The organism is Paracoccus methylarcula, assembly GCF_003007735.2.
GTDB lineage: Bacteria > Pseudomonadota > Alphaproteobacteria > Rhodobacterales > Rhodobacteraceae > Paracoccus > Paracoccus methylarcula.
Map to the genome: position 1 here is coordinate 157569 of NZ_PXNQ02000011.1, position 18193 is coordinate 175761.

Below are 18193 nucleotides of genomic sequence, written 5' to 3' on the forward strand. Positions count from 1 at the left end.
TCGGGGCAACCAGGTCACGCCGCCCTGTGCTCGACAAAAATCGACCGGCGCTTGGCATGCATTTCGCGTGCACGGATACAAGCCGAACTATGAGCGGGCGACACGGTCGCCGGTTCGGGAAGATGCAGGCTGCACCTGTCGGCAACCAGGGGACAGCGCGTCCGGAACCTGCACCCGGAAGGAGGATCCACCGGGCTCGGAAGCTCACCGGCCAGCATGGGCAATTCTCGATCCCGCTCGGTGGTCGGATCGGCCTCCGGGACAGAGGACAGCAAGAACTGCGAATAGGGATGGCTGGGATTGTCGTAGAGCTCCTGGGATGGCCCGTGTTCAACGATCTTGCCGAGATACATGACATATACGCGTGAAGAAGCCTGTCGGACCAGTCCCAGATCATGCGCGATGAACAGTATGGCGACGTCCAGCTCCTTTCGCAAATCAAGGAAGAGGTTCATCACCTGCGCCCGGATCGACAGGTCCAGCGCACTAACGGGTTCGTCGCAGATCAGAACACGCGGATTGACCGCCAGCGATCTGGCGATCGCCGCCCGCTGGCGCTGCCCCCCGGACAGCTCGCGCGAATAGCGATCCTTGACGACACTGGCCAGCCCCACTTGATCCAGCAATTTGGTGATCTGGGCCGCGCGCTCCTCTCGCGAGCGCAGCCCACCGATCAGGAGTGCCTCTTCGATTGTTTCCCCGATGGTCTGACGATCATTCAGGGAGGAATAGGGATCCTGGAAAACATACTGAACCGCTCGCCTGCGCTCCCTTGCCTCGCGGCCGTTCAATCTGTTGAGCTCGACGCCGTCCAGGAACACCTTTCCAGTATGGGCCTTTTCGAGGCCGACGATGGTTCGCCCGAGTGTGGACTTTCCGCAGCCGGATTCGCCCACCAGTCCCACGATCTCGCCCGACCGGAGTTCAATGGAAACATCGTCCACCGCATGCACGAATTTCCCGCGCTGACCGGTTTTGAAACGCGTGCTGAGGTTTTCAACCTTAAGAACAGGTGCCTGTGCCATGAATCTCACTTTCGGTATTGGCTATGGGACAGGCAAACCTCACCGTGGAGTGGGTTGCCTGGGACATGAGCGGGCGGGTATGCCGGCATTCCGCCACCGCCAGGTCGCAGCGTGGTGCAAAAGCGCATCCGGGGTTCGGAGCGCCGAGAATTGGCGGCATACCCGACAGCCCGCGAAAACGCGTGCCGACGGTGTCGCTGCTTTTGGGAATCGCGTTGATCAGGGCCCGGGTATAGGGATGCCGGGGTTGGGTCAGGACCTCTTCCACGGGCCCGCGTTCCACCGCGCGCGCCGCGTACATGACCACGATATCATCCGCCGAGCTTGCAACGACCCCCATATCATGGGTGATCAGGATCATTGCCATGTCGAGCCGCTTGCGCAGGTCTTTCAGCAACCGCAGGATCTGGGCCTGCACGGTTACGTCCAGCGCAGTCGTCGGCTCGTCGGCGATCAGCAGCTTTGGTTCCCCGGCCAATGCGATGGCGATCACGACGCGCTGTCTCAGCCCGCCGGACAATTCATGCGGGTATTGCCTGAGCCGCGCTTCGGGATCCGGGATCCCGACAAGCTTGATCAATTCGAGGGCCCGCGCTTCGGCAGCGCTCGGGCTCAGACCGAGATGCAACTCGGCCATTTCCGCAATCTGACGACCGATGCGGCGCACCGGGTTCAGGGCGCTCATCGGATCCTGAAAGATGAACCCGATCGATTTGCCGCGGATGTGGCGTAGCTCTCCATCCTCCAGGCCGATCAATTCGCGCCCGTTGAACTTCACGGAACCGGACAACTCTGTCGAGACACCGGCTGGCATCAGTCCCAATGGAGCGAAATTCATGACGGTCTTGCCGCTGCCGCTCTCCCCGACGATTGCCAGGCATTCGCCTTTTCGAACCGAATAGCTGACGCCATCCACAGGACGGACGGCGGTCTTGCTGGTAAGCAGATCTACCGTCAGGTTATCGACTTTGAGCGTTGCATCATGCTGCATCTGACGTCTCCTTATGCCAACCCGCGACTTCCATGCGGCGCGTCAGGAGCTGTCGCCGCGACAGTCGTTTCGGCACACGGTTCAATGCGATAGTTTCCCCGAGCGTGTTGAAACCGATAACGGCCGCAGTCAGTGCCAGCCCGGGCAGGATGACCTGTCGCGGATCGGACTCGAGATAGGGAAGCGCGTCGACCAGCATCTGCCCCCATTCCGGTGTCGGCGGTTGAATACCGAGACCGAGAAAGCTCAATGTCGCCACTGCGATTGCCGCCATGCCGGCATCGGCGGTCGCATAAACCATGACCGACCCGATGGTTCCCGGCAGGAGGTGATTGAAATATATGCGAAGTGGGCTGGCACCCAGCACGCGCAGCGCCTCGATATGCGGCTTGTTCATGATGCTGACCGCGACCGCGCGGCTGATCCGGGCGCTCATCGGCCACCAGGCAAGGGCGAGCGCAAAGACCATGGACCAGTACCCCGGGCCGACGATGCCGATAACCGCCAGCGAGATGATCAGGCTCGGGATCGAGAGCCCCACATCCACCAGGCGCATCAGCAGGTCTTCCACCCAGCCACGGCAATATCCGGCGATGGTTCCCATCGTGATGCCGATCGTCATGGCGATGGCCAGAACCATGCCGACGCTGGTCAGGGAAGTGTTGGCCGCAACCATCAGGCGACTGAGCGTGTCGCGCCCAAGGTGATCGGTGCCCAGCCAATGCGTGGCGCTTGGCCCCTGCCCCATCAAGCTGAGGTCCTGGGCACTTGGGTCCATCGGAGCGATCCAGGGGCCGAATATCCCGAAGAACAGAAACAGACTGACTGTCACGACTGTTATTCGCGGCAGGCCCTTGAGCCATGTGACAAGCGATACCAACGGTCTCATGCTCCACTCCTTTGCCGACGGATGCGGGGATCGGTCGCCATCACGGTCAGGTCGACGACGAGGTTCACGACGATGAAGAAAGTCAGAAACAGCAGCAGACAGGCCTGCACGACCATGAAGTCGCGAAAACGCACACCATTCAGGAAATAATCTCCCATGCCCTGCCAGGCGAAAAGCGGTTCGACAATGATCGCAGCTGCGGTCATGAGGCCGATCTGAGTGCCAAGCGCGTTGATATAGATCGGTGTTATATTGGGCAGTGCGTCACGGAACATGATGCGGAAGCGACTTAGCCCCTTGCTTTTCGCCGTGAGCACGTAGGGGCTGGCCATTGCCTCCTCGAGACCGACACGCACCACCCGGCTGAGTACAGCGGCAGGGAGGACGGCGACGGTAATCCAGGGCAGTATCCAACTTTTCAGACCATTGAAGCCAACGGCGGGAACCAGGTTCAGGATCACCGCGAACATGAAGATGACCAGGGCGCCGACAAAGAATGTCGGTGTGGACGCGCCAACCAGGGCAAACCCCCTGACAGCGCGATCCGTTATTCCGCCCGGCCAGAACGCACCGATGAAGCCCAGCACCAGGCTCGCGACGGTGGCGACGACCGCACCACCCGCCACGAGCATTCCGGTGACCGTTATTCGATTCATGATATCGGCATTCACATCATGTCCCGTTCGGTAGGAAATACCGAAATCGCCTTGTATGACATTACCCAACCAGTCCGCGTAGCGTATCAGCAGCGGCTTGTTCAGGCCGATTTCCTGCTCGATTTGCTCGACATAGCCCGGTGATCCGATCATGCCGCGCAATTCGGCGATCAGCACCGCTACGTTTCCGGGTGAGGAAACGACAAGGGTAAAACAGACCACCGATGCGAGGAACAGGAGAACCACCGATTGTTGAAGCCGATTCCCGGTGTAGCGAAGCATGGAATCCTCCTAAGCCTTCAGTGTGATATTCTCATAGGGCATGTCGTATTCCGTAGCGGGGCCGGTGAAGCCTGCTACTCGATCCGAATGAGCCCAGATGCCTGGCACGAAAAGGAGCGGCGCAATCGCGTCATTGTCGTGCAGCCAGTCATAGAATTTTTGAAGTTCGGCCTCGGTGTCCTCCGGCTTCGCGTCAATCGCCGCATTGATAAGTGGATCGAGATGTTCTGCGTCGGTATACAGCTTGCCTTCGACGTCATTCTTGAATGTCGAGAGGAACAATCCGACGATGGTCCCGAATGGATCGAATGGCGCGCCGTAGGTCAGGAAAAAGCCGATATCGTATTTGCGCTCGAGCATCTCGGTATGCTTGGTGGCATGATCGACGGAATGGATGACGATATCGATCCCGATCTCCTTGAGCTGAGCCTGCATGACCTCGGACATGATCCGCAGGCCGGGAACCGCATCGGGACTGATAACCATCTCGATGCTTAGCGGTTTCCCCTCCTTCGAACGAATGGGACCACCGGTCCAACCTGCCTCCTCAAGGAGGGCCGAGGCTGCGGCGACATCGCGGGCGGGCGCTTCGAACTGTTGGCCGGAAAGCGGCAGCACGTCCGAGAACAGGCTGCCGGCGGGTCTCGCATATCCATGGTAGAACGCCTTGCCGACGGCCTCGCGGTCTACACCCAGACTGATCGCGCGGCGCACCCTGTTGTCCCGCAGCGCCTCGGACCGGTCCGGGTTGAACCCCATCACCAATGTGACGTTACCCGGATCGACCGAAATGGTGAAACCGGCATCCTCGAGCTGCTTGGCCTCAATCGGGCTCAACGGAGCGATCCAGAAGCCGCCGATCACGTCCAGCTCGCCTGACCGCAACGCAGCCACCCGAGAGCGGGATTCGGGGATGACCTTGGCCTCCAGCCGCTCGTAAGACGGCTTTTCGCCCCAATACCCATCATAGCGCTCGAACACATTTTCCGCTTCACTCGCGCTGACCTGGCGCCACGGACCTGTGCCGATCGGCTCGACCTGATTGCCTTCTTCATCGACGGCATTGGGACTGACGAAGCGCGACGGGCGCGTATAGGACAATTCCTGGAGAAGCGATATGACGGGGGCCTTGAAATGGATGTTTACATGGTAATCGTCCACCATTTCGACGGATTCGAAATTCTTCGAACAGCTCATCCATTCGAATTTCTCGGTGCCCATCCAGCGTTCCAGGTTCCATTTGCAGGCCGCCGCATCGAAAGGCGTGCCGTCCTGGAAGGTAACACCTTCCCGGAGTGTCAGCTTGAGCGTCGTTCCGCCGTCCTCAAGCGACCAGTCCGTGGCAAGGCAAGGCTCGATCTCGCCGCCTTTGCCGTATTTGACGAGCGGCTCGAACATCAGGTCCTGAACGGCCCAGATCGCATAATGTTTCAGCAGGTCGAGATCGCCGGCAGCTTTGGAAATCGCTATCCGAAGCGTATTCTCGTGCGCTTGTGCGCTCAGGATCCCCGGATACAGCCCTCCCAATGCGGAAGCCCCGATCACTGCGGTTGATCGCTGCAGGAACATGCGTCGTTTCATTGGTCTCTCCTCCCCAATCGCACTGATGTGCCGACTCAATATGTCTATACTTATTTACCGTATTGCCGGCGAAAAAATTGTCAACAAGTTTGTTCACTTTTATCTAATTATTTTGTGAACAATTTTGTTGACCGTGCGGATCGCCGATCGGTGCGGGCTCCGGCATCGAGCCTGTTCACCGGCGTTGTTGCGCGACTCGCGCCTGAGGCGTGACTTCCCCCTTCCCCCGCGGACGTTATGCCACGCGGACGATCTCGGCGGTCTGTCGGTCCGGGTCTCTCGCCATGATGCGTTCGCCGAAGGATTTCAGGTCGAGCAGGTGAACGCCACCGGTTCAAGAGAACCTGCGAGGGCATTTTTGCCGCGATCCGGCTGCGGGCGTGGTATCCGGTCCAGCGTTTCCGGAACGCCCTGCCGTAATGACGGGTGGCGCGCAGAGTCTCGTTGCGGGCGCGTGCCGCCGGGCAATCGTCTTTCCACAGGCGGCCGTTTTTCCGGACCGGAATGATCGGTGTGGCCTCACGCACGAGGATGGCCTTGTGGCAGCGGCGCGTGTCATAGGCGCCGTCGGCAGTCACGGTGCCGATCTGCTCGCCCTCTGGGATCTGGCCGAGGAGCTCCGGCAGTACGGGGCTGTCGCCATCCCGGCTTGGCGTGAATTCCACGGCACGGATGTCGGATGTGGCCGGGTCCATGGCGAGAGATGCACCTTGCGCCACTGGCGGCGGCCCTGCACCCCATGTTTGCGCGCCTGCCATTCGCCGTCGCCGGGGAACTTGATCCCGGGACTGTCCAGCCCCGCCAGCTTCAGCAGGCTCGCCACCATCCCGGCGGTCTGCCGCAAGGGAAGCTTGAACGGCACTTTGATGGACAGGCAGAACTGGATGGCCGCATCGGAAAAGACCGGCGGAGGTCGGGGCCGGCCGTCATGCGGCGCGCGCCAGGCCATGTCCTTGTCGGCACAGATCAGCAGGGATCCCCGCTTCCGCAGCGATGAATTGTAGCTGGACCAGTTCGTCATACGATAGCGGGCGGGGGATGGTTTGCTCATGCAGCGCGTCTAACCGCATGGATTCGCGAAGTGAATCCTCCATCGTCAGGTTTGTGCAACAATGCGGTCCCGCTTGCCCCGATTCGTATCCCTTGAGTGATTCTTAACTCCTTCCGGCTATTCCGGCGGAGCAATTTCAACCAAGGTGCCGACATGACAATCCTGACGTTTCCCAAAAGCCGAAGGCAGAGCGTGCCGGGATGGATGGCAGAGGCGACGCTTGCCAGTGCGATCGATGCCGTCGTCATCATCGATCACCGCAACAACGTGATCTTCTTCAACCGTGCGGCAGAGGTATTGTGGGGCTATTCCGCCAAGGAGGTCCTGGGAAGGAATGTCCGCATGCTGGTTCCCGAACGCTTTCAGGCCGGACATGACGAATATGTCAATTCCAACCGCAGAACGGGTCACGACAAGATCGTCGGTTCCAGCCGGGATTTGAAGCTGATCCGGCGCGATGGCCGCGAAGTGTCGGTGTCGCTTGCCCTGTCCAAGATACGCGTCGGCAAGAGCTGGGCCTATGCGGCCTTCGTCCGGAATATCTCGCAGGAATACGAGGCGCTGGACGGGCTTCTCGGTCGGGTAAAGCATTGCGCGGAAAGCCTGATGACGGCCTGCGCGCATATGAACGAGGCGATAGGACGTGTCAGCGAGGGCACGACACGGCAGGCATCGGCCGCGCAGCAGGCAAGCGCCTCGACCGAACAGATGACCGCCAATATCCGCCAATGCGCCGATAATGCGACGCAAACCGAAACCATCGCGGGGAATTCGCTGGCACAGGCGAGATCGGCGGCGCAGGTCGTGGAAGAGGCCGTGTCGGCGATGGACGCGATCTCCGGGAAGATCGCCATCGTTCAGGACATCGCCCGGCAGACCGATCTCCTGGCGCTGAATGCCGGGGTCGAGGCGGCGCGGGCGGGGATACATGGCCGCGGTTTTGCCATCGTGGCCACCGAGGTCCGGCGGCTGGCGGAACGCAGCCAGGAAGCGGCGAACGAGATCATCGCGCTGTCGCGGACCACGGCGGAAGCTTCTGGCAAGGCCCGGGCAGAGCTGAATGCCCTGATCCCGGAATTCCAGCGAACCAGCGATCTGGTCCAGGAAATTTCCGCGGCCACGAATGAGCAGCGCGTCGGATCGGAACAGATCAACACCGCCATCAACCAGTTGGACCAGGTCATTCAGGCCAATGCGCTGACCGCGAAAAGGGCCGAGTCGGCGACGGATACGCTGACCGACAACGCCCATGCCCTCATGGCGCTGATCGAAGGGTTTCGCGACGAGGATGGCAATATCAAGCGCAAGGACAACGGCCCGGCCACGCCGGAATCCCGTGACCGGCCCGAGATTCCGAAACGCCCGGCCTGAGCGGTCACGCCGCGTCGGGCTCTCGCCGGGACATCGCTTGATACCTAATGCCGCAACCTCACCCCAAGCGGTAATTCGGGCTTTCGCGCGTGATCTGCACGTCATGGACATGGCTTTCCTTGAGCCCCGCCCCTGTGATCCGCACGAAACTGCAATTCTTGCGCATCTCCTCGACGGTGGCGCAGCCGGTATAGCCCATCGCCGCGCGCAGACCGCCGACAAGCTGGTGGATCACCGTACCTGCCGGTCCCTTGTAGGGCACTTGCCCCTCGATCCCCTCGGGCACCAGCTTGTCGGTCGCCGCGTCCTTCTGGAAATAGCGATCGGCCGAGCCGCGCGCCATTGCCCCCAGGCTTCCCATGCCGCGGTAACTCTTGAAGCTACGGCCCTGATACAGAATGACTTCTCCGGGGCTTTCATCGGTGCCCGCAATGGCACTGCCGACCATGGCGCAGCTTGCGCCCGCCGCGATCGCCTTGGCGAAATCACCCGAGAACTTGATGCCGCCATCGGCAATCACCGGCACATCGCCCGCCGCGCTTGCCGCATCCATGATCGCGGTCAATTGCGGCACACCCACCCCCGCGACGATCCGCGTGGTGCAGATCGAGCCCGGCCCGATGCCGACCTTGACCGCATCCGCGCCGGCGCCGATCAGCGCCCGGACCGCCTCGGCGGTGGCGACATTGCCTGCCACCACCTGTACCTCGTTCGAGAAAGCCTTGACCCGTTCCACAGCCTTGGCGACGCCCGCCGAATGGCCATGCGCGGTGTCGATCACCACCATGTCCACCCCGGCCTCGATCAATGCCTGCGAACGCTCGAACCCCTCCTCGCCGACGGTCGAGGCGGCGGCGACCCGCAGCCGGCCCAGATCGTCCTTGCAGGCCAGCGGGTTCAGCACCGCCTTTTCGGTATCCTTGAGCGTCAGCAGCCCGGTCAGCTTGCCCTGCCCGTCGGTGACCAGCAGCTTCTCGATCCGGCGCTCCTTCATCAGGTCGATGGCCTGCTGGCGGTCGGCGGGCTCGGTCAGCATCGCCAGGTTGTCCGAGGTCATCATCGCCCGCACCGGTGTCTTGTCGTCGCTGGCAAAGCGCATGTCGCGATTGGTCACGATACCCACCACCCGGCCATCCTTTTCCACCACCGGGAAGCCGGTGACGTTATAGCGGTCCTGCAGCGCCTTGGCATCGGCCAGCGTCTGCTCCGGGCTGAGCGTGATCGGCTTGTAGACGATGCCGGATTCGAAGCGCTTGACCCGGCGCACCTCGTCCGCCTGCTGCTCGGTGGTCAGGTTGCGGTGGATCACGCCCATCCCGCCCGCCTGCGCCATGGCGATCGCCATCCGGCTTTCGGTCACCGTATCCATGGCCGAGGACAGCAGCGGAATGTTCATCCGGATGGAACGCGTCACATATGTCGTCACATCCGCCGTCGAGGGCAGGACGGTTGACGCGGCGGGAACCAGGAGAACATCGTCAAAGGTGAGAGCCTCACGAATCTGCATGGCGGGGGTCCTTGCGATCATTTCGTTTGGCAGTTTCCCCTTTCATGCAATGGCGGATTTGTCCAGAGCCGAGTTGCCGCCTTGCGCCCGTGCTCCACGGTGGGCGGCGGCGGCAAAGAGTTGCCACGAGGACACGGTGACGCAACGACAGATGGAATCAACGCTACGTCATCTGGCTGTGACAATTGATTCGCACGGGCTTGGCGGTAGGCTGGCTCATCAAGGTTCATCCGGGCTGAGGAGGCCCGGACCTGTAAAGGGAGGTATCTATGAAATACGTGTTTTCCGGCACAGCCGCATTGCTGATCGGCGCCGCGCCCGCCCTGGCCGGCGGTATCGAGCGCGGAGGCCAGTTCCTGGGCCCGCTCTGGGAGCCGGGCAATTACGCCGAGTTCAGCTTTGGCCATGTGAAGCCCAGTGTCGATGGCGTGGACAAGCTTGGCTTCAAGACTGGCAGCGTCGCGAACAGCTATAACCTGTTCGGCATGGCCTATAAGCATCAGTTCAACGACAGCTGGTCCGCGGCGATCATCCTGGACCAGCCCATCGGGGCCGATATCGACTATCCCGATTTCAACCCCGTGGCTGGAACCGGATCAGCCATGCTCGGCGGAACCTCCGCCACCGTGGACGGGGAGCATCTGACCGGGATCGTTCGGTTCAAGATGCCCGAGAACGGTTTCGGCGTCCATGCCGGTATCCGGGCCGGGCGTACGGATGCGAATGTGACGCTGAGCGGGGCCGCCTATGGTCCGGTGAGCGGCTATAATCTCGATGTGGACAGGGACACGGCATATGGCTGGCTTGCCGGTGTCTCGTGGGAAAGGCCAGACATCGCCGCGCGCGTGGCCCTGACCTATAACTCATCGATCGAACATGATTTCGACGTGACCGAATCCGGTCCGCTGGTCGATCCCGACGGGCCGGGCCCGGCCCCCGCCATGGCGCTATTGGATGGTTCGTCCACGCTGAAGGTCGAGTCGCCGAAATCATGGAACCTCGAATTCCAGACCGGTGTCGATCCGAAAACCCTCGTCTTCGGTTCGATCCGTTGGGTGGATTGGTCGAGCTTCCAGGTGAACCCGGAGAAATTCGTCCAGGTGACCAAAGGTGGCCTCGTCGATCTCGAAGACACCACCACCTACACGATTGGCGTGGGCCGCAAGTTCACCGAGAACTGGTCGGGTGCAGCCAGCTTCATCTTCGAGAAATCCGGCGACGATCTGGTTTCGCCGCTGGCGCCCACCAATGGCAAGAAGGGGATAACCCTCGCCGCGATCTATACGCAGGACAAGCTGAAGATCACCACCGGCGTCAGCTATTACAAGCTGGGCGACGCCATGCCGGAAACCGGCACACCCGACACCGCCCGCGCGGATATGGAGGACAACCATGTCTGGGGCGTGGGCGTGAAGGTCGGCTACAGCTTCTGATCCCGCCCGCCACGAGCCCGAAAGGCCCCGGCATCCGCGCGGGGCCTTTTCATTGGCGGTGACGGATTGCGTCCCGCGATGATCGGGGGCTGTCCGCCCCCGGCCCCGTTCCGGGGCCTCCCCCGAGGATATTTGCGTGAAGAAGAAGCACCGGATTTGATCCGCAACAGCCGGAATGCCCGATAATCCGGGGCAGATGGTCCGTTTCGCGGTGCGTGCGGCCGACGCAGCGCCGCCTTGCTCGCGGCCCCTTCCCTCTTGCCTTCGGGCGCATTACCTATGCCCGGGTCAGTGAAAGGCGGAACATGATCTACAGGACCGGCAAGGAATGGAAGGCAGCCCCGCACAAGCGCGTCGCGCTGTTCGGCATGTCGGGGCTTGGCAAGACCTTTCTGTCCTCGATGCTGCGCGAGACCGGCGACTGGTTCCATTACTCGGTCGATTACCGCATCGGCACGCGCTACATGGGCGAGCGGATCACCGACAATTTCAAGCGTCACGCCATGCAGGTGCCGCTGCTGCGTGAATTGCTGATGTCCGACAGCGTCTATATCGCCAGCAACATCACCTTCGAGAACCTCGCGCCCCTGTCCACCTATCTGGGCAAGCCCGGGGATCCGGCGAGGGGCGGGCTGGATTTCGGCGAATACATGAAGCGCCAGGATCAGCACCGCGCGGCCGAGATCGCCGCGATGCTGGATGGCGGGCATTTCATCGAACGCGCGCAGGACATCTATGGCTATGACCATTTCATCTGCGATACCAGCGGTTCGGTCTGCGAGGTGGTGGATCCCGGGGACCCCCGGGACCCGGTCCTGGAGGCGATGGAAAACCGGATGCTGATGGTCTGGATCAAGGGCTCGGACGAGCATACCGCCGAATTGGTCCGCCGCTTCGACAGGGCTCCCAAGCCCATGTATTACCAACCGGAATTCCTTCGCGCCGCGTGGAAGGAATACACCGCCGATCATCCGGCGCCGGTCAATCCCGACGCCTTCATCCGCTGGACCTATGCCCGCGCATTGGCCCATCGCCAGCCCCGCTATGCCACCATGGCACAACGCGGCATCACCGTCACCGCCGAGGAAGTCGCGGCGGTGCGCAACGCTTCCGACTTCACCGAACTGGTGGCACGCGCCATCGACCGCAAGGAATAACGACAATGCCCATCACCCTGAACGAGAACCTTCCCGCCTATCGCATCCTGTCGGATGAGGGCGTGATGGTGATGTCGCCGGGGCGGGCCGCCATGCAGGATATCCGGCCCTTGCGCATCGGGCTTTTGAACCTGATGCCCAAGAAGATCCAGACCGAGAACCAGTTCGCCCGGCTGATCGGCGCCACACCGCTGCAGATCGACTTTCAACTGATCCGCATGTCGGACCATGAAAGCCGCAACACTGCCGCCGATCACATGGAAAGCTTTTATCGCCCCTTCCGCGAGGTCGAGGCGACGGGCGAGAAATTCGACGGGCTGATCATCACCGGGGCGCCGATCGAGCATCTCTCCTTCGGCGATGTCACCTATTGGGACGAGCTCAGGCGGGTCTTTGACTGGACGCAGACGCATGTCCATTCAACCTTCGGCGTCTGCTGGGGCGGCATGGCGATGGCATGGCATTTCCACGGGCTTGAAAAGCATATGCTGGACCACAAGGCCTTCGGCTGTTTCCGTCATCAGAACCACTCGCCCGCCTCGCCTTACCTGCGCGGGTTCTCGGATGACGTGCTGGTGCCGGTCAGCCGCTGGACGGAGGTGAGGCAGGACGAGATCGACACCCGCCCCGCCCTGCGCACGCTCCTGGCCAGCGACGAGGTCGGCCCCTGCCTGATCGAGGACCCGGGGCACCGCGCGCTCTATATCTTCAACCATCTCGAATATGACAGCACCACGCTCAAGGACGAATATGACCGCGACGTGGAAAACGGCAGGCCGATCAACATCCCCTGCAATTACTATCCCGAAGATGACCCTGTCCGGCCACCCGCAAATCGCTGGCGCAGCCATGCGCATCTGCTTTACGGTAACTGGATCAACGAGATCTACCAGACCACCTGGTACGACATGTCCCGTATCGGAAAGGGTTGAACACGATGGCCAGAATGCCCGAATTGCCGCTTGTCGGCCAGATCAGCGACTATCTGGACAAGCTGGCCCCGAAAGAGATCCGCAAATCCATCCAAAAGGCGGACAAGGACGACGTCCTCGATCCCGGCTATCCCTATCGGGAAGAGATGGACAAGGATGACTACAAGGACCGGATGGAGCATTTGCAGCTTCAGCTCGTGCGGCTGATGCATGACGTGAACGCGACCGGCAAGCGTCTCGTGGTCCTGTTCGAGGGCCGCGATGCCGCCGGAAAGGGCGGCACGATCGAGCGTATCCGCGAGAACCTGAACCCGCGTTCCGCCTATATCGTCGCCCTGCCCAAGCCGACCGAACGCGAATCCGGGCAATGGTATTTCCAGCGTTACGCGGACTGGCTTCCCGCCGCCGGGGAAATCGCGCTGTTCGACCGGAGCTGGTATAATCGTGGCGTGGTCGAGAAGGTGTTCGGCTTCTGCTCCGACGTCAAGCGTAACGCCTTCTTCCGCCAGCTTCCCGGCTTCGAGCAGACCCTGGTCGATGACGGTATCGTGCTGGTCAAGCTGTGGCTGAATGTCGGTCGGGCCGAGCAGTTGAAACGTTTTCTCGACCGCGAGAAGGACCCGCTGAAGCAGTGGAAACTGTCCAGCATCGATGTCGAGGGGCTGGCGAAATGGGACGAATATACCGAGGCCATCACCGAGACGCTGAACCTGTCGCATTCGCCCATCGCGCCCTGGACGGTGATCCGCTCGGATGACAAGCGCCGGGCACGGATCGCGGCCATCCAGACGGTGCTGAACGCCGTCGATTACGCGGGCAAGGATGCGAAGGCCATCGGCAAGATCGACCCGAAGATCGCCGGTGGGCCGGAGATGCTGAAGCGGTGATGTCAAAGCGATGATTGGGGCGGGTTGACGCCACTGGTAGAGTCGCCTCGCGCATGGCATGACATCCTTGGGAACATCACAGGGAGGACGGTATGGATCTGTCGAACGCGCGCGCTATCGTGACCGGGGGCGCATCTGGTCTTGGGGCCGCGACGGCCAGTCATTTCCGCTCTTGCGGAGCGCAGGTTGTGGTGCTTGACCTTGACGCGGCAGGAGGAGAGGCCGCCTCGGCCATTGGCGCGGGCTATGCGCAGACCGATGTGACCGACGAGGCCAGCGTGACCGCCGCCATCGCCAAGGCGGTTGAAATCATGGGCGGCATCGATATCTGCGTGAATTGTGCCGGTATCGCGACCGGAGAAAAGACCATCGGGCGCGAAGGTCCGCATCGCCTGGACGGCTTTCGCCGCACCATCGAGATCAACCTGATCGGCAGCTTCAACGTCCTGCGTCTCGCCGCCGCCGAGATGGCCGGGAACCAGCGCGAGGAAAAGGGCGTGATCATCAATACCGCCTCCATCGCGGCCTTCGACGGGCAGAAGGGACAGGCGGCCTATGCGGCCTCGAAGGCGGGGATTGCCGGGATGACCCTGCCAATCGCCCGCGACCTGGCGTCCCAGGGGATCCGGGTCTGCGCCATCGCCCCCGGCATCTTCGGCACACCGATGCTGCGCAGCCTTCCCCAGGACGTGCAGGACAGCCTGGCCGCCGAGGTCACCTTTCCCAAACGCTTGGGCGATCCCGCGGAATATGCCCGCATGGCCGGTTTCATCGTCGAAAGCGGCTACCTGAACGGCGAGGTGATCCGGCTGGATGGCGCCCTGCGCATGCGCTGATCGCCCGGCCCGCGCGTTTCTCTTGCGCGGTGCGGGTGCTGCGGCTAGCGTCGGGTAAAACACCACCAACAGGAGCCCCTCACATGCGTCTTTTCTCTACCACCGTGCTGGTGTCCACCCTTGCGGCACCGGCTTTTGCCGCCGATTCCGAACTGACCGTGTTCGATTGGGCCGGTTTCGAGGAGCCGTCGATCTTCCAGGCCTATATCGACAAGCATGGCGATGGACCGACCTATGCCTTTTTCGGCGATGACGACGAGGCATTCCAGAAGATCGCCTCGGGCTTCCAGGCCGATACCGTCCATCCCTGCAGCCAGATGGTCAGCAAGTATCGCGATGCCGGGCTGATCGAGCCATGGGATACATCCAAGATCCCGAATTTCGATAAGCTCGACCCGGAATTCCTCGATTCCGAGATATTCAAGGACGGTGAGGGCGTCTGGTATATCCCGACCGATTGGGGCGCGACCGCCGTGGCCTACAATACCGAAACCGTACCCGAGGAGGATATCGCGAGCCTGCAGATCTTCGTCGATCCGAAATACCAGGGCCGCACCTCGCTGCCCGACAGCTCCGATGATGTCTGGGCGCTGGCCTATCTGGCAACCGGCACGACCGACTGGACCGAGGTCACGGACGAACAGTTCCAGGCCGCCGCCGACTGGCTGCGCGAGGCGCATCAGAATGTCGCCGCCTATTGGTCTGATCCGAGCGAACAGGCGCAGCTGATGGCCTCGGGCGCAGTGGATGTGGCCTGGTCATGGAATGACGGCGTGACCTATCTGAAGGAAGACGATTATCCCGTCGGCTTCCAGCGCGCGGCAAAAGAAGGATCTTCAACCTTCTTCTGCGGCTTCGTCAACATGAAGAACGGGCCGGGCAGCGAGGAAAAGCTCTACGATTTCATCAATGCCTGGCTGGAGCCCTCGGCAGGAAAGGCACTGCTGGACACGATCGGCTATGGGCACAGCTCGACCGAAGCGATGGAGACGATCAAGGATGAGCCCGCAGTCGCCGAAGGGCTGAGCGAGGTCGATGCTCCGATCCTCGCGCAGGTGCCGAACGATCCGGCGCAGCGGGAAAAGCAGCTCGCCGAGTTCGAGAAGATCAAGGCCGGTTTCTGAGGAAACCGGTGGAAGCCGGGGGCTGCCTGCCCCCGGACCCCCGGGGATATTTGCATGAAGAAGAATGGGTCAGCCAGTGACCGCGATGTGGATCTGGCCGTCCCTGACTTCGATCGGCACGGCGTCGAGACCGCAATCGGCGCCCTGCAGCGCCTCGCCCGTATGGATGTCGAACTGCGCGCCATGCGCGGTGCACATCAGTTTCATGCCATCCGCCGATACAAGCTGATCGCCGCGGTAATTCAGCGGCAGGTATTGATGCGGGCAGGCATTGACATAGGCGCGGATGGTTTCGCCGGCGCGCAGAAGCAGCAGGGGAAAGCTGCCCTTTTCGGTGGTGACCAACAGGGCATGCGCGCCCTCGATATCGGATTCGGCGCAGATCGGCGTGCCTCGTGCGGGGGCCGAAGCGTAATCGGTCCAGCTCATCGCGGAACCTCACGAGGGAATGATACGTTGGTCATAGTCTCACAGGGAAAGAGGGAGAGCATCGCCATGTCCATTGCACGAGTAACCGAGATTTCGGCTTCATCGGAAACCAGTTTCGAGGATGCCGTCAAGAAAGGCGTCAAGCGCGCCAACGAGACCCTTCGCAACGTCAAGGGTGCCTGGATCAAGGAGCAGAGCGTCGATTGCGATGGCGGCAATATCACCGGCTATCGCGTCAACATGATGGTCACATTCGTTCTGGACGATTGACGGCACAAGACGGCCTGTCACGCCGCCCGCCATGTCGTGGGTGACGTGACAGGGTAAGGATCAATCGGCCGGTTCCGCGCTCAGCACGCCACGGCGGATCTGGTCTTCCTCGATCGACTCGAACAGGGCGCGGAAATTGCCCTCGCCGAAACCGTCATCGCCCTTGCGCTGGATGAATTCGAAGAAGATCGGGCCGATCACGGTTTTCGAGAAGATCTGCAGCAGGATACGGGTTTCGCCACCGCCGACCACGCCTTCGCCATCGATCAGGATGCCGTGTTTCTTCATCCGCTCGATGGGTTCCTCGTGGCCTTTGACCCGCTTGCGCGACATCTCGTAATAGGTGTCGGGCGGTCCGGGCATGAACTCCATCCCCGCCTCGGAGATCCGGTCGGTGCCAGCATAGATGTCCTCGCTGGCGATGGCGATATGCTGGATGCCCTCGCCCTTGTATTCCTTCAGATATTCCTCGATCTGGCTGCGATCATCGGTGGATTCGTTGATCGGGATGCGGATCTTGCCATCGGGCGAGGTCAGCGCGCGGCTGACAAGGCCGGTCTGCTTGCCCTTGATGTCGAAATACTTGATCTCGCGGAAATTGAACGTGTCGTGATAGAACTTGTACCAGGTGTCCATGTTCCCGCGGATCACGTTATGGGTCAGGTGGTCGAGATAGTAGAAACCGAAGCCCTCGGGACGTGGATTCGCCTCGCCCAGCCAATCGTAATCGGCGTCATAGGCGCTGCCCTCATCGCCATAGGTATCGATGAAATACAGCAGCGAGCCGCCGATCCCGAAAACCGCGGGCGCCTCGATCGACTTGCCGGGGCCGGTATATTCCTCGGCCCCCAGGTCGAGGGCGCGCTTCAACGCTGCCTGCGCATCGACGACCCGCCAGCCATGGCGGGCGCACAGGGGCCGTGCTTCTTGACGAAGCCCGCCGCATGGCTGCCCGCGTCGGCATTCAGCAGGTAGTTGATATCGCCCTGGCGATAGAGGGTGATGTTCTTGCTCTTGTGTTTTGCCACCGGGGTAAAGCCCATCTGGCGAAAGATCGTGTCCAGCTTTTCGGGCTCCGGATGGGCATATTCGACGAATTCGAACCCGTCGGTTCCGGCCGGGTTGGCCTTGCTGATCGTGGCTTTCGGGGCGTTATGCGGGAAAGGGCCCATTTGCTCCTCCTGTAGACCGGGTGATGTCGCTTTGGTCGCAGAATGCCCCCAAACAGGCGCAAGAAGGTTGCAAGTTTCGTCACATTCACGGCAATATCGCATGAAACACGCACATAATGAATGGATGGTGCACGATATGGAACTGGATAGCTTTGACATTGCAATTCTTGTCGCATTGCAGCGGGACGGCGCGATGACCAATGCCGCGCTGGCCGAGGTGGTGAACCTGTCGGCCTCGCAATGTTCACGCAGGCGTTCCGCGCTGGAACAGGCGGGCGTGATCGAGGGCTATTCGGCGCGCCTGAACGCGGCCCGGCTCGGCTATGGGCTGCGCGCGATCATCCGGGTGAACCTGTCCAGCCACGGGCAGAGCAAGGAAGACGATTTCGCCCGTTTCGTCGCCAGCCATCCGCAGATCCGCTCGGCCTTTTCGGTGTCCGGAGACGCCGATTACGTGCTGGATATCCGCACCCGCGACCTGGATGCCTTTGCCGATTTCGTCCACCGCCACCTGCTGCCGCATCCGCAGGTCTCGCAGGTCCGGTCCGAGATCGTGCTCAAGACATTGAAGGACGATCGCGGGATCGCGGTGACGTAATA

Annotated in this window: 16 protein-coding genes and 2 pseudogenes; 9 read left to right on the top strand and 9 right to left on the bottom strand. The window is 61.5% G+C overall.

The window, feature by feature from the left end; genetic code table 11:
- Positions 1-14: 14 nt before the first annotated feature.
- The 6 genes and pseudogenes from A7A09_RS17100 to A7A09_RS17125 all read right to left on the bottom strand — a co-directional run bounded on the left by A7A09_RS17100 (position 15) and on the right by A7A09_RS17125 (position 6475).
- Positions 15-1025, bottom strand: a complete 1011-nt coding sequence (locus A7A09_RS17100; protein WP_106692517.1) for an ABC transporter ATP-binding protein — start codon at positions 1023-1025, stop codon at positions 15-17.
- Positions 1003-2016, bottom strand: coding sequence for an ABC transporter ATP-binding protein (locus A7A09_RS17105; RefSeq protein ID WP_106692518.1), 1014 nt, complete (start codon positions 2014-2016; stop codon positions 1003-1005). Before A7A09_RS17105 ends, A7A09_RS17100 begins: the two co-directional genes overlap by 23 nt.
- Positions 2006-2905: an ABC transporter permease gene (locus A7A09_RS17110; protein WP_106692519.1), complete on the bottom strand. Its 900-nt coding sequence runs from the start codon at positions 2903-2905 to the stop codon at positions 2006-2008. The genes A7A09_RS17105 and A7A09_RS17110 overlap by 11 nt, the downstream gene beginning before the upstream one ends.
- Complete coding sequence (locus A7A09_RS17115; protein ID WP_106692520.1) at positions 2902-3843, bottom strand: ABC transporter permease; 942 nt, start codon at positions 3841-3843, stop codon at positions 2902-2904. Before A7A09_RS17115 ends, A7A09_RS17110 begins: the two co-directional genes overlap by 4 nt.
- Positions 3844-3852: 9 nt before the next feature.
- Positions 3853-5424 (bottom strand): ABC transporter substrate-binding protein, encoded by a 1572-nt coding sequence (locus tag A7A09_RS17120; RefSeq protein WP_106692521.1) that lies wholly within the window; start codon positions 5422-5424, stop codon positions 3853-3855.
- 235 nt (positions 5425-5659) lie between these two features.
- A pseudogene (locus A7A09_RS17125) lies at positions 5660-6475 on the bottom strand (IS5 family transposase).
- 153 nt (positions 6476-6628) lie between these two features.
- Here A7A09_RS17125 and A7A09_RS17130 point away from each other — a divergent pair.
- Entirely contained in the window at positions 6629-7846 is a 1218-nt protein-coding gene (locus A7A09_RS17130; RefSeq protein WP_106692522.1) for a methyl-accepting chemotaxis protein, read from the top strand.
- 58 nt (positions 7847-7904) lie between these two features.
- Here A7A09_RS17130 and guaB read toward each other — a convergent pair whose 3' ends face one another.
- Positions 7905-9353: an IMP dehydrogenase gene (guaB, locus tag A7A09_RS17135; RefSeq protein ID WP_106692555.1), complete on the bottom strand. Its 1449-nt coding sequence runs from the start codon at positions 9351-9353 to the stop codon at positions 7905-7907.
- Between the two features lie 269 nt (positions 9354-9622).
- Here guaB and A7A09_RS17140 point away from each other — a divergent pair, with 269 nt between their 5' ends.
- The 6 genes from A7A09_RS17140 to A7A09_RS17165 all read left to right on the top strand — a co-directional run bounded on the left by A7A09_RS17140 (position 9623) and on the right by A7A09_RS17165 (position 15722).
- Positions 9623-10786, top strand: coding sequence for an OmpP1/FadL family transporter (locus tag A7A09_RS17140; protein ID WP_106692523.1), 1164 nt, complete (start codon positions 9623-9625; stop codon positions 10784-10786).
- A gap of 305 nt (positions 10787-11091) precedes the next feature.
- Complete coding sequence (locus tag A7A09_RS17145) at positions 11092-11943, top strand: ATPase (RefSeq protein ID WP_106692524.1); 852 nt, start codon at positions 11092-11094, stop codon at positions 11941-11943.
- A 5-nt stretch (positions 11944-11948) separates the two neighbouring features.
- Positions 11949-12875: a homoserine O-succinyltransferase gene (locus tag A7A09_RS17150; RefSeq protein ID WP_106692525.1), complete on the top strand. Its 927-nt coding sequence runs from the start codon at positions 11949-11951 to the stop codon at positions 12873-12875.
- Positions 12876-12880: 5 nt separating this feature from the next.
- Positions 12881-13762, top strand: coding sequence for a polyphosphate kinase 2 (ppk2, locus tag A7A09_RS17155; RefSeq protein ID WP_245999420.1), 882 nt, complete (start codon positions 12881-12883; stop codon positions 13760-13762).
- A 92-nt stretch (positions 13763-13854) separates the two neighbouring features.
- Positions 13855-14598 (top strand): SDR family NAD(P)-dependent oxidoreductase, encoded by a 744-nt coding sequence (locus A7A09_RS17160; RefSeq protein WP_106692527.1) that lies wholly within the window; start codon positions 13855-13857, stop codon positions 14596-14598.
- A gap of 83 nt (positions 14599-14681) precedes the next feature.
- Entirely contained in the window at positions 14682-15722 is a 1041-nt protein-coding gene (locus A7A09_RS17165; protein WP_106692528.1) for an ABC transporter substrate-binding protein, read from the top strand.
- A gap of 69 nt (positions 15723-15791) precedes the next feature.
- Here A7A09_RS17165 and A7A09_RS17170 read toward each other — a convergent pair whose 3' ends face one another.
- Positions 15792-16151: a Rieske (2Fe-2S) protein gene (locus A7A09_RS17170; RefSeq protein ID WP_106692529.1), complete on the bottom strand. Its 360-nt coding sequence runs from the start codon at positions 16149-16151 to the stop codon at positions 15792-15794.
- A 66-nt stretch (positions 16152-16217) separates the two neighbouring features.
- Here A7A09_RS17170 and A7A09_RS17175 point away from each other — a divergent pair, with 66 nt between their 5' ends.
- Positions 16218-16421, top strand: a complete 204-nt coding sequence (locus tag A7A09_RS17175) for a dodecin family protein (RefSeq protein WP_106692530.1) — start codon at positions 16218-16220, stop codon at positions 16419-16421.
- Between the two features lie 60 nt (positions 16422-16481).
- Here A7A09_RS17175 and hppD read toward each other — a convergent pair.
- Positions 16482-17593, bottom strand: a pseudogene (hppD, locus tag A7A09_RS17180) (4-hydroxyphenylpyruvate dioxygenase).
- A 100-nt stretch (positions 17594-17693) separates the two neighbouring features.
- On the opposite strand from hppD, the gene A7A09_RS17185 reads away from it, so the two are divergent.
- Positions 17694-18191: an Lrp/AsnC family transcriptional regulator gene (locus tag A7A09_RS17185; RefSeq protein ID WP_245999421.1), complete on the top strand. Its 498-nt coding sequence runs from the start codon at positions 17694-17696 to the stop codon at positions 18189-18191.
- The last annotated feature ends 2 nt before the right edge of the window (positions 18192-18193 follow it).

Coding starts and splice junctions, on each gene's coding strand:
- A7A09_RS17100 (WP_106692517.1), bottom strand. CDS start 1,025: ATGGCACAGGCACCTGTTCTTAAGGTTGAAAACCTCAGCACGCGTTTC.
- ppk2 (WP_245999420.1), top strand. CDS start 12,881: ATGGCCAGAATGCCCGAATTGCCGCTTGTCGGCCAGATCAGCGACTAT.
- A7A09_RS17160 (WP_106692527.1), top strand. CDS start 13,855: ATGGATCTGTCGAACGCGCGCGCTATCGTGACCGGGGGCGCATCTGGT.
- A7A09_RS17105 (WP_106692518.1), bottom strand. CDS start 2,016: ATGCAGCATGATGCAACGCTCAAAGTCGATAACCTGACGGTAGATCTG.
- A7A09_RS17110 (WP_106692519.1), bottom strand. CDS start 2,905: ATGAGACCGTTGGTATCGCTTGTCACATGGCTCAAGGGCCTGCCGCGA.
- A7A09_RS17185 (WP_245999421.1), top strand. CDS start 17,694: ATGAAACACGCACATAATGAATGGATGGTGCACGATATGGAACTGGAT.
- A7A09_RS17150 (WP_106692525.1), top strand. CDS start 11,949: ATGCCCATCACCCTGAACGAGAACCTTCCCGCCTATCGCATCCTGTCG.
- A7A09_RS17140 (WP_106692523.1), top strand. CDS start 9,623: ATGAAATACGTGTTTTCCGGCACAGCCGCATTGCTGATCGGCGCCGCG.
- A7A09_RS17130 (WP_106692522.1), top strand. CDS start 6,629: ATGACAATCCTGACGTTTCCCAAAAGCCGAAGGCAGAGCGTGCCGGGA.
- A7A09_RS17170 (WP_106692529.1), bottom strand. CDS start 16,151: ATGAGCTGGACCGATTACGCTTCGGCCCCCGCACGAGGCACGCCGATC.
- A7A09_RS17175 (WP_106692530.1), top strand. CDS start 16,218: ATGTCCATTGCACGAGTAACCGAGATTTCGGCTTCATCGGAAACCAGT.
- A7A09_RS17115 (WP_106692520.1), bottom strand. CDS start 3,843: ATGCTTCGCTACACCGGGAATCGGCTTCAACAATCGGTGGTTCTCCTG.
- guaB (WP_106692555.1), bottom strand. CDS start 9,353: ATGCAGATTCGTGAGGCTCTCACCTTTGACGATGTTCTCCTGGTTCCC.
- A7A09_RS17145 (WP_106692524.1), top strand. CDS start 11,092: ATGATCTACAGGACCGGCAAGGAATGGAAGGCAGCCCCGCACAAGCGC.
- A7A09_RS17165 (WP_106692528.1), top strand. CDS start 14,682: ATGCGTCTTTTCTCTACCACCGTGCTGGTGTCCACCCTTGCGGCACCG.
- A7A09_RS17120 (WP_106692521.1), bottom strand. CDS start 5,424: ATGAAACGACGCATGTTCCTGCAGCGATCAACCGCAGTGATCGGGGCT.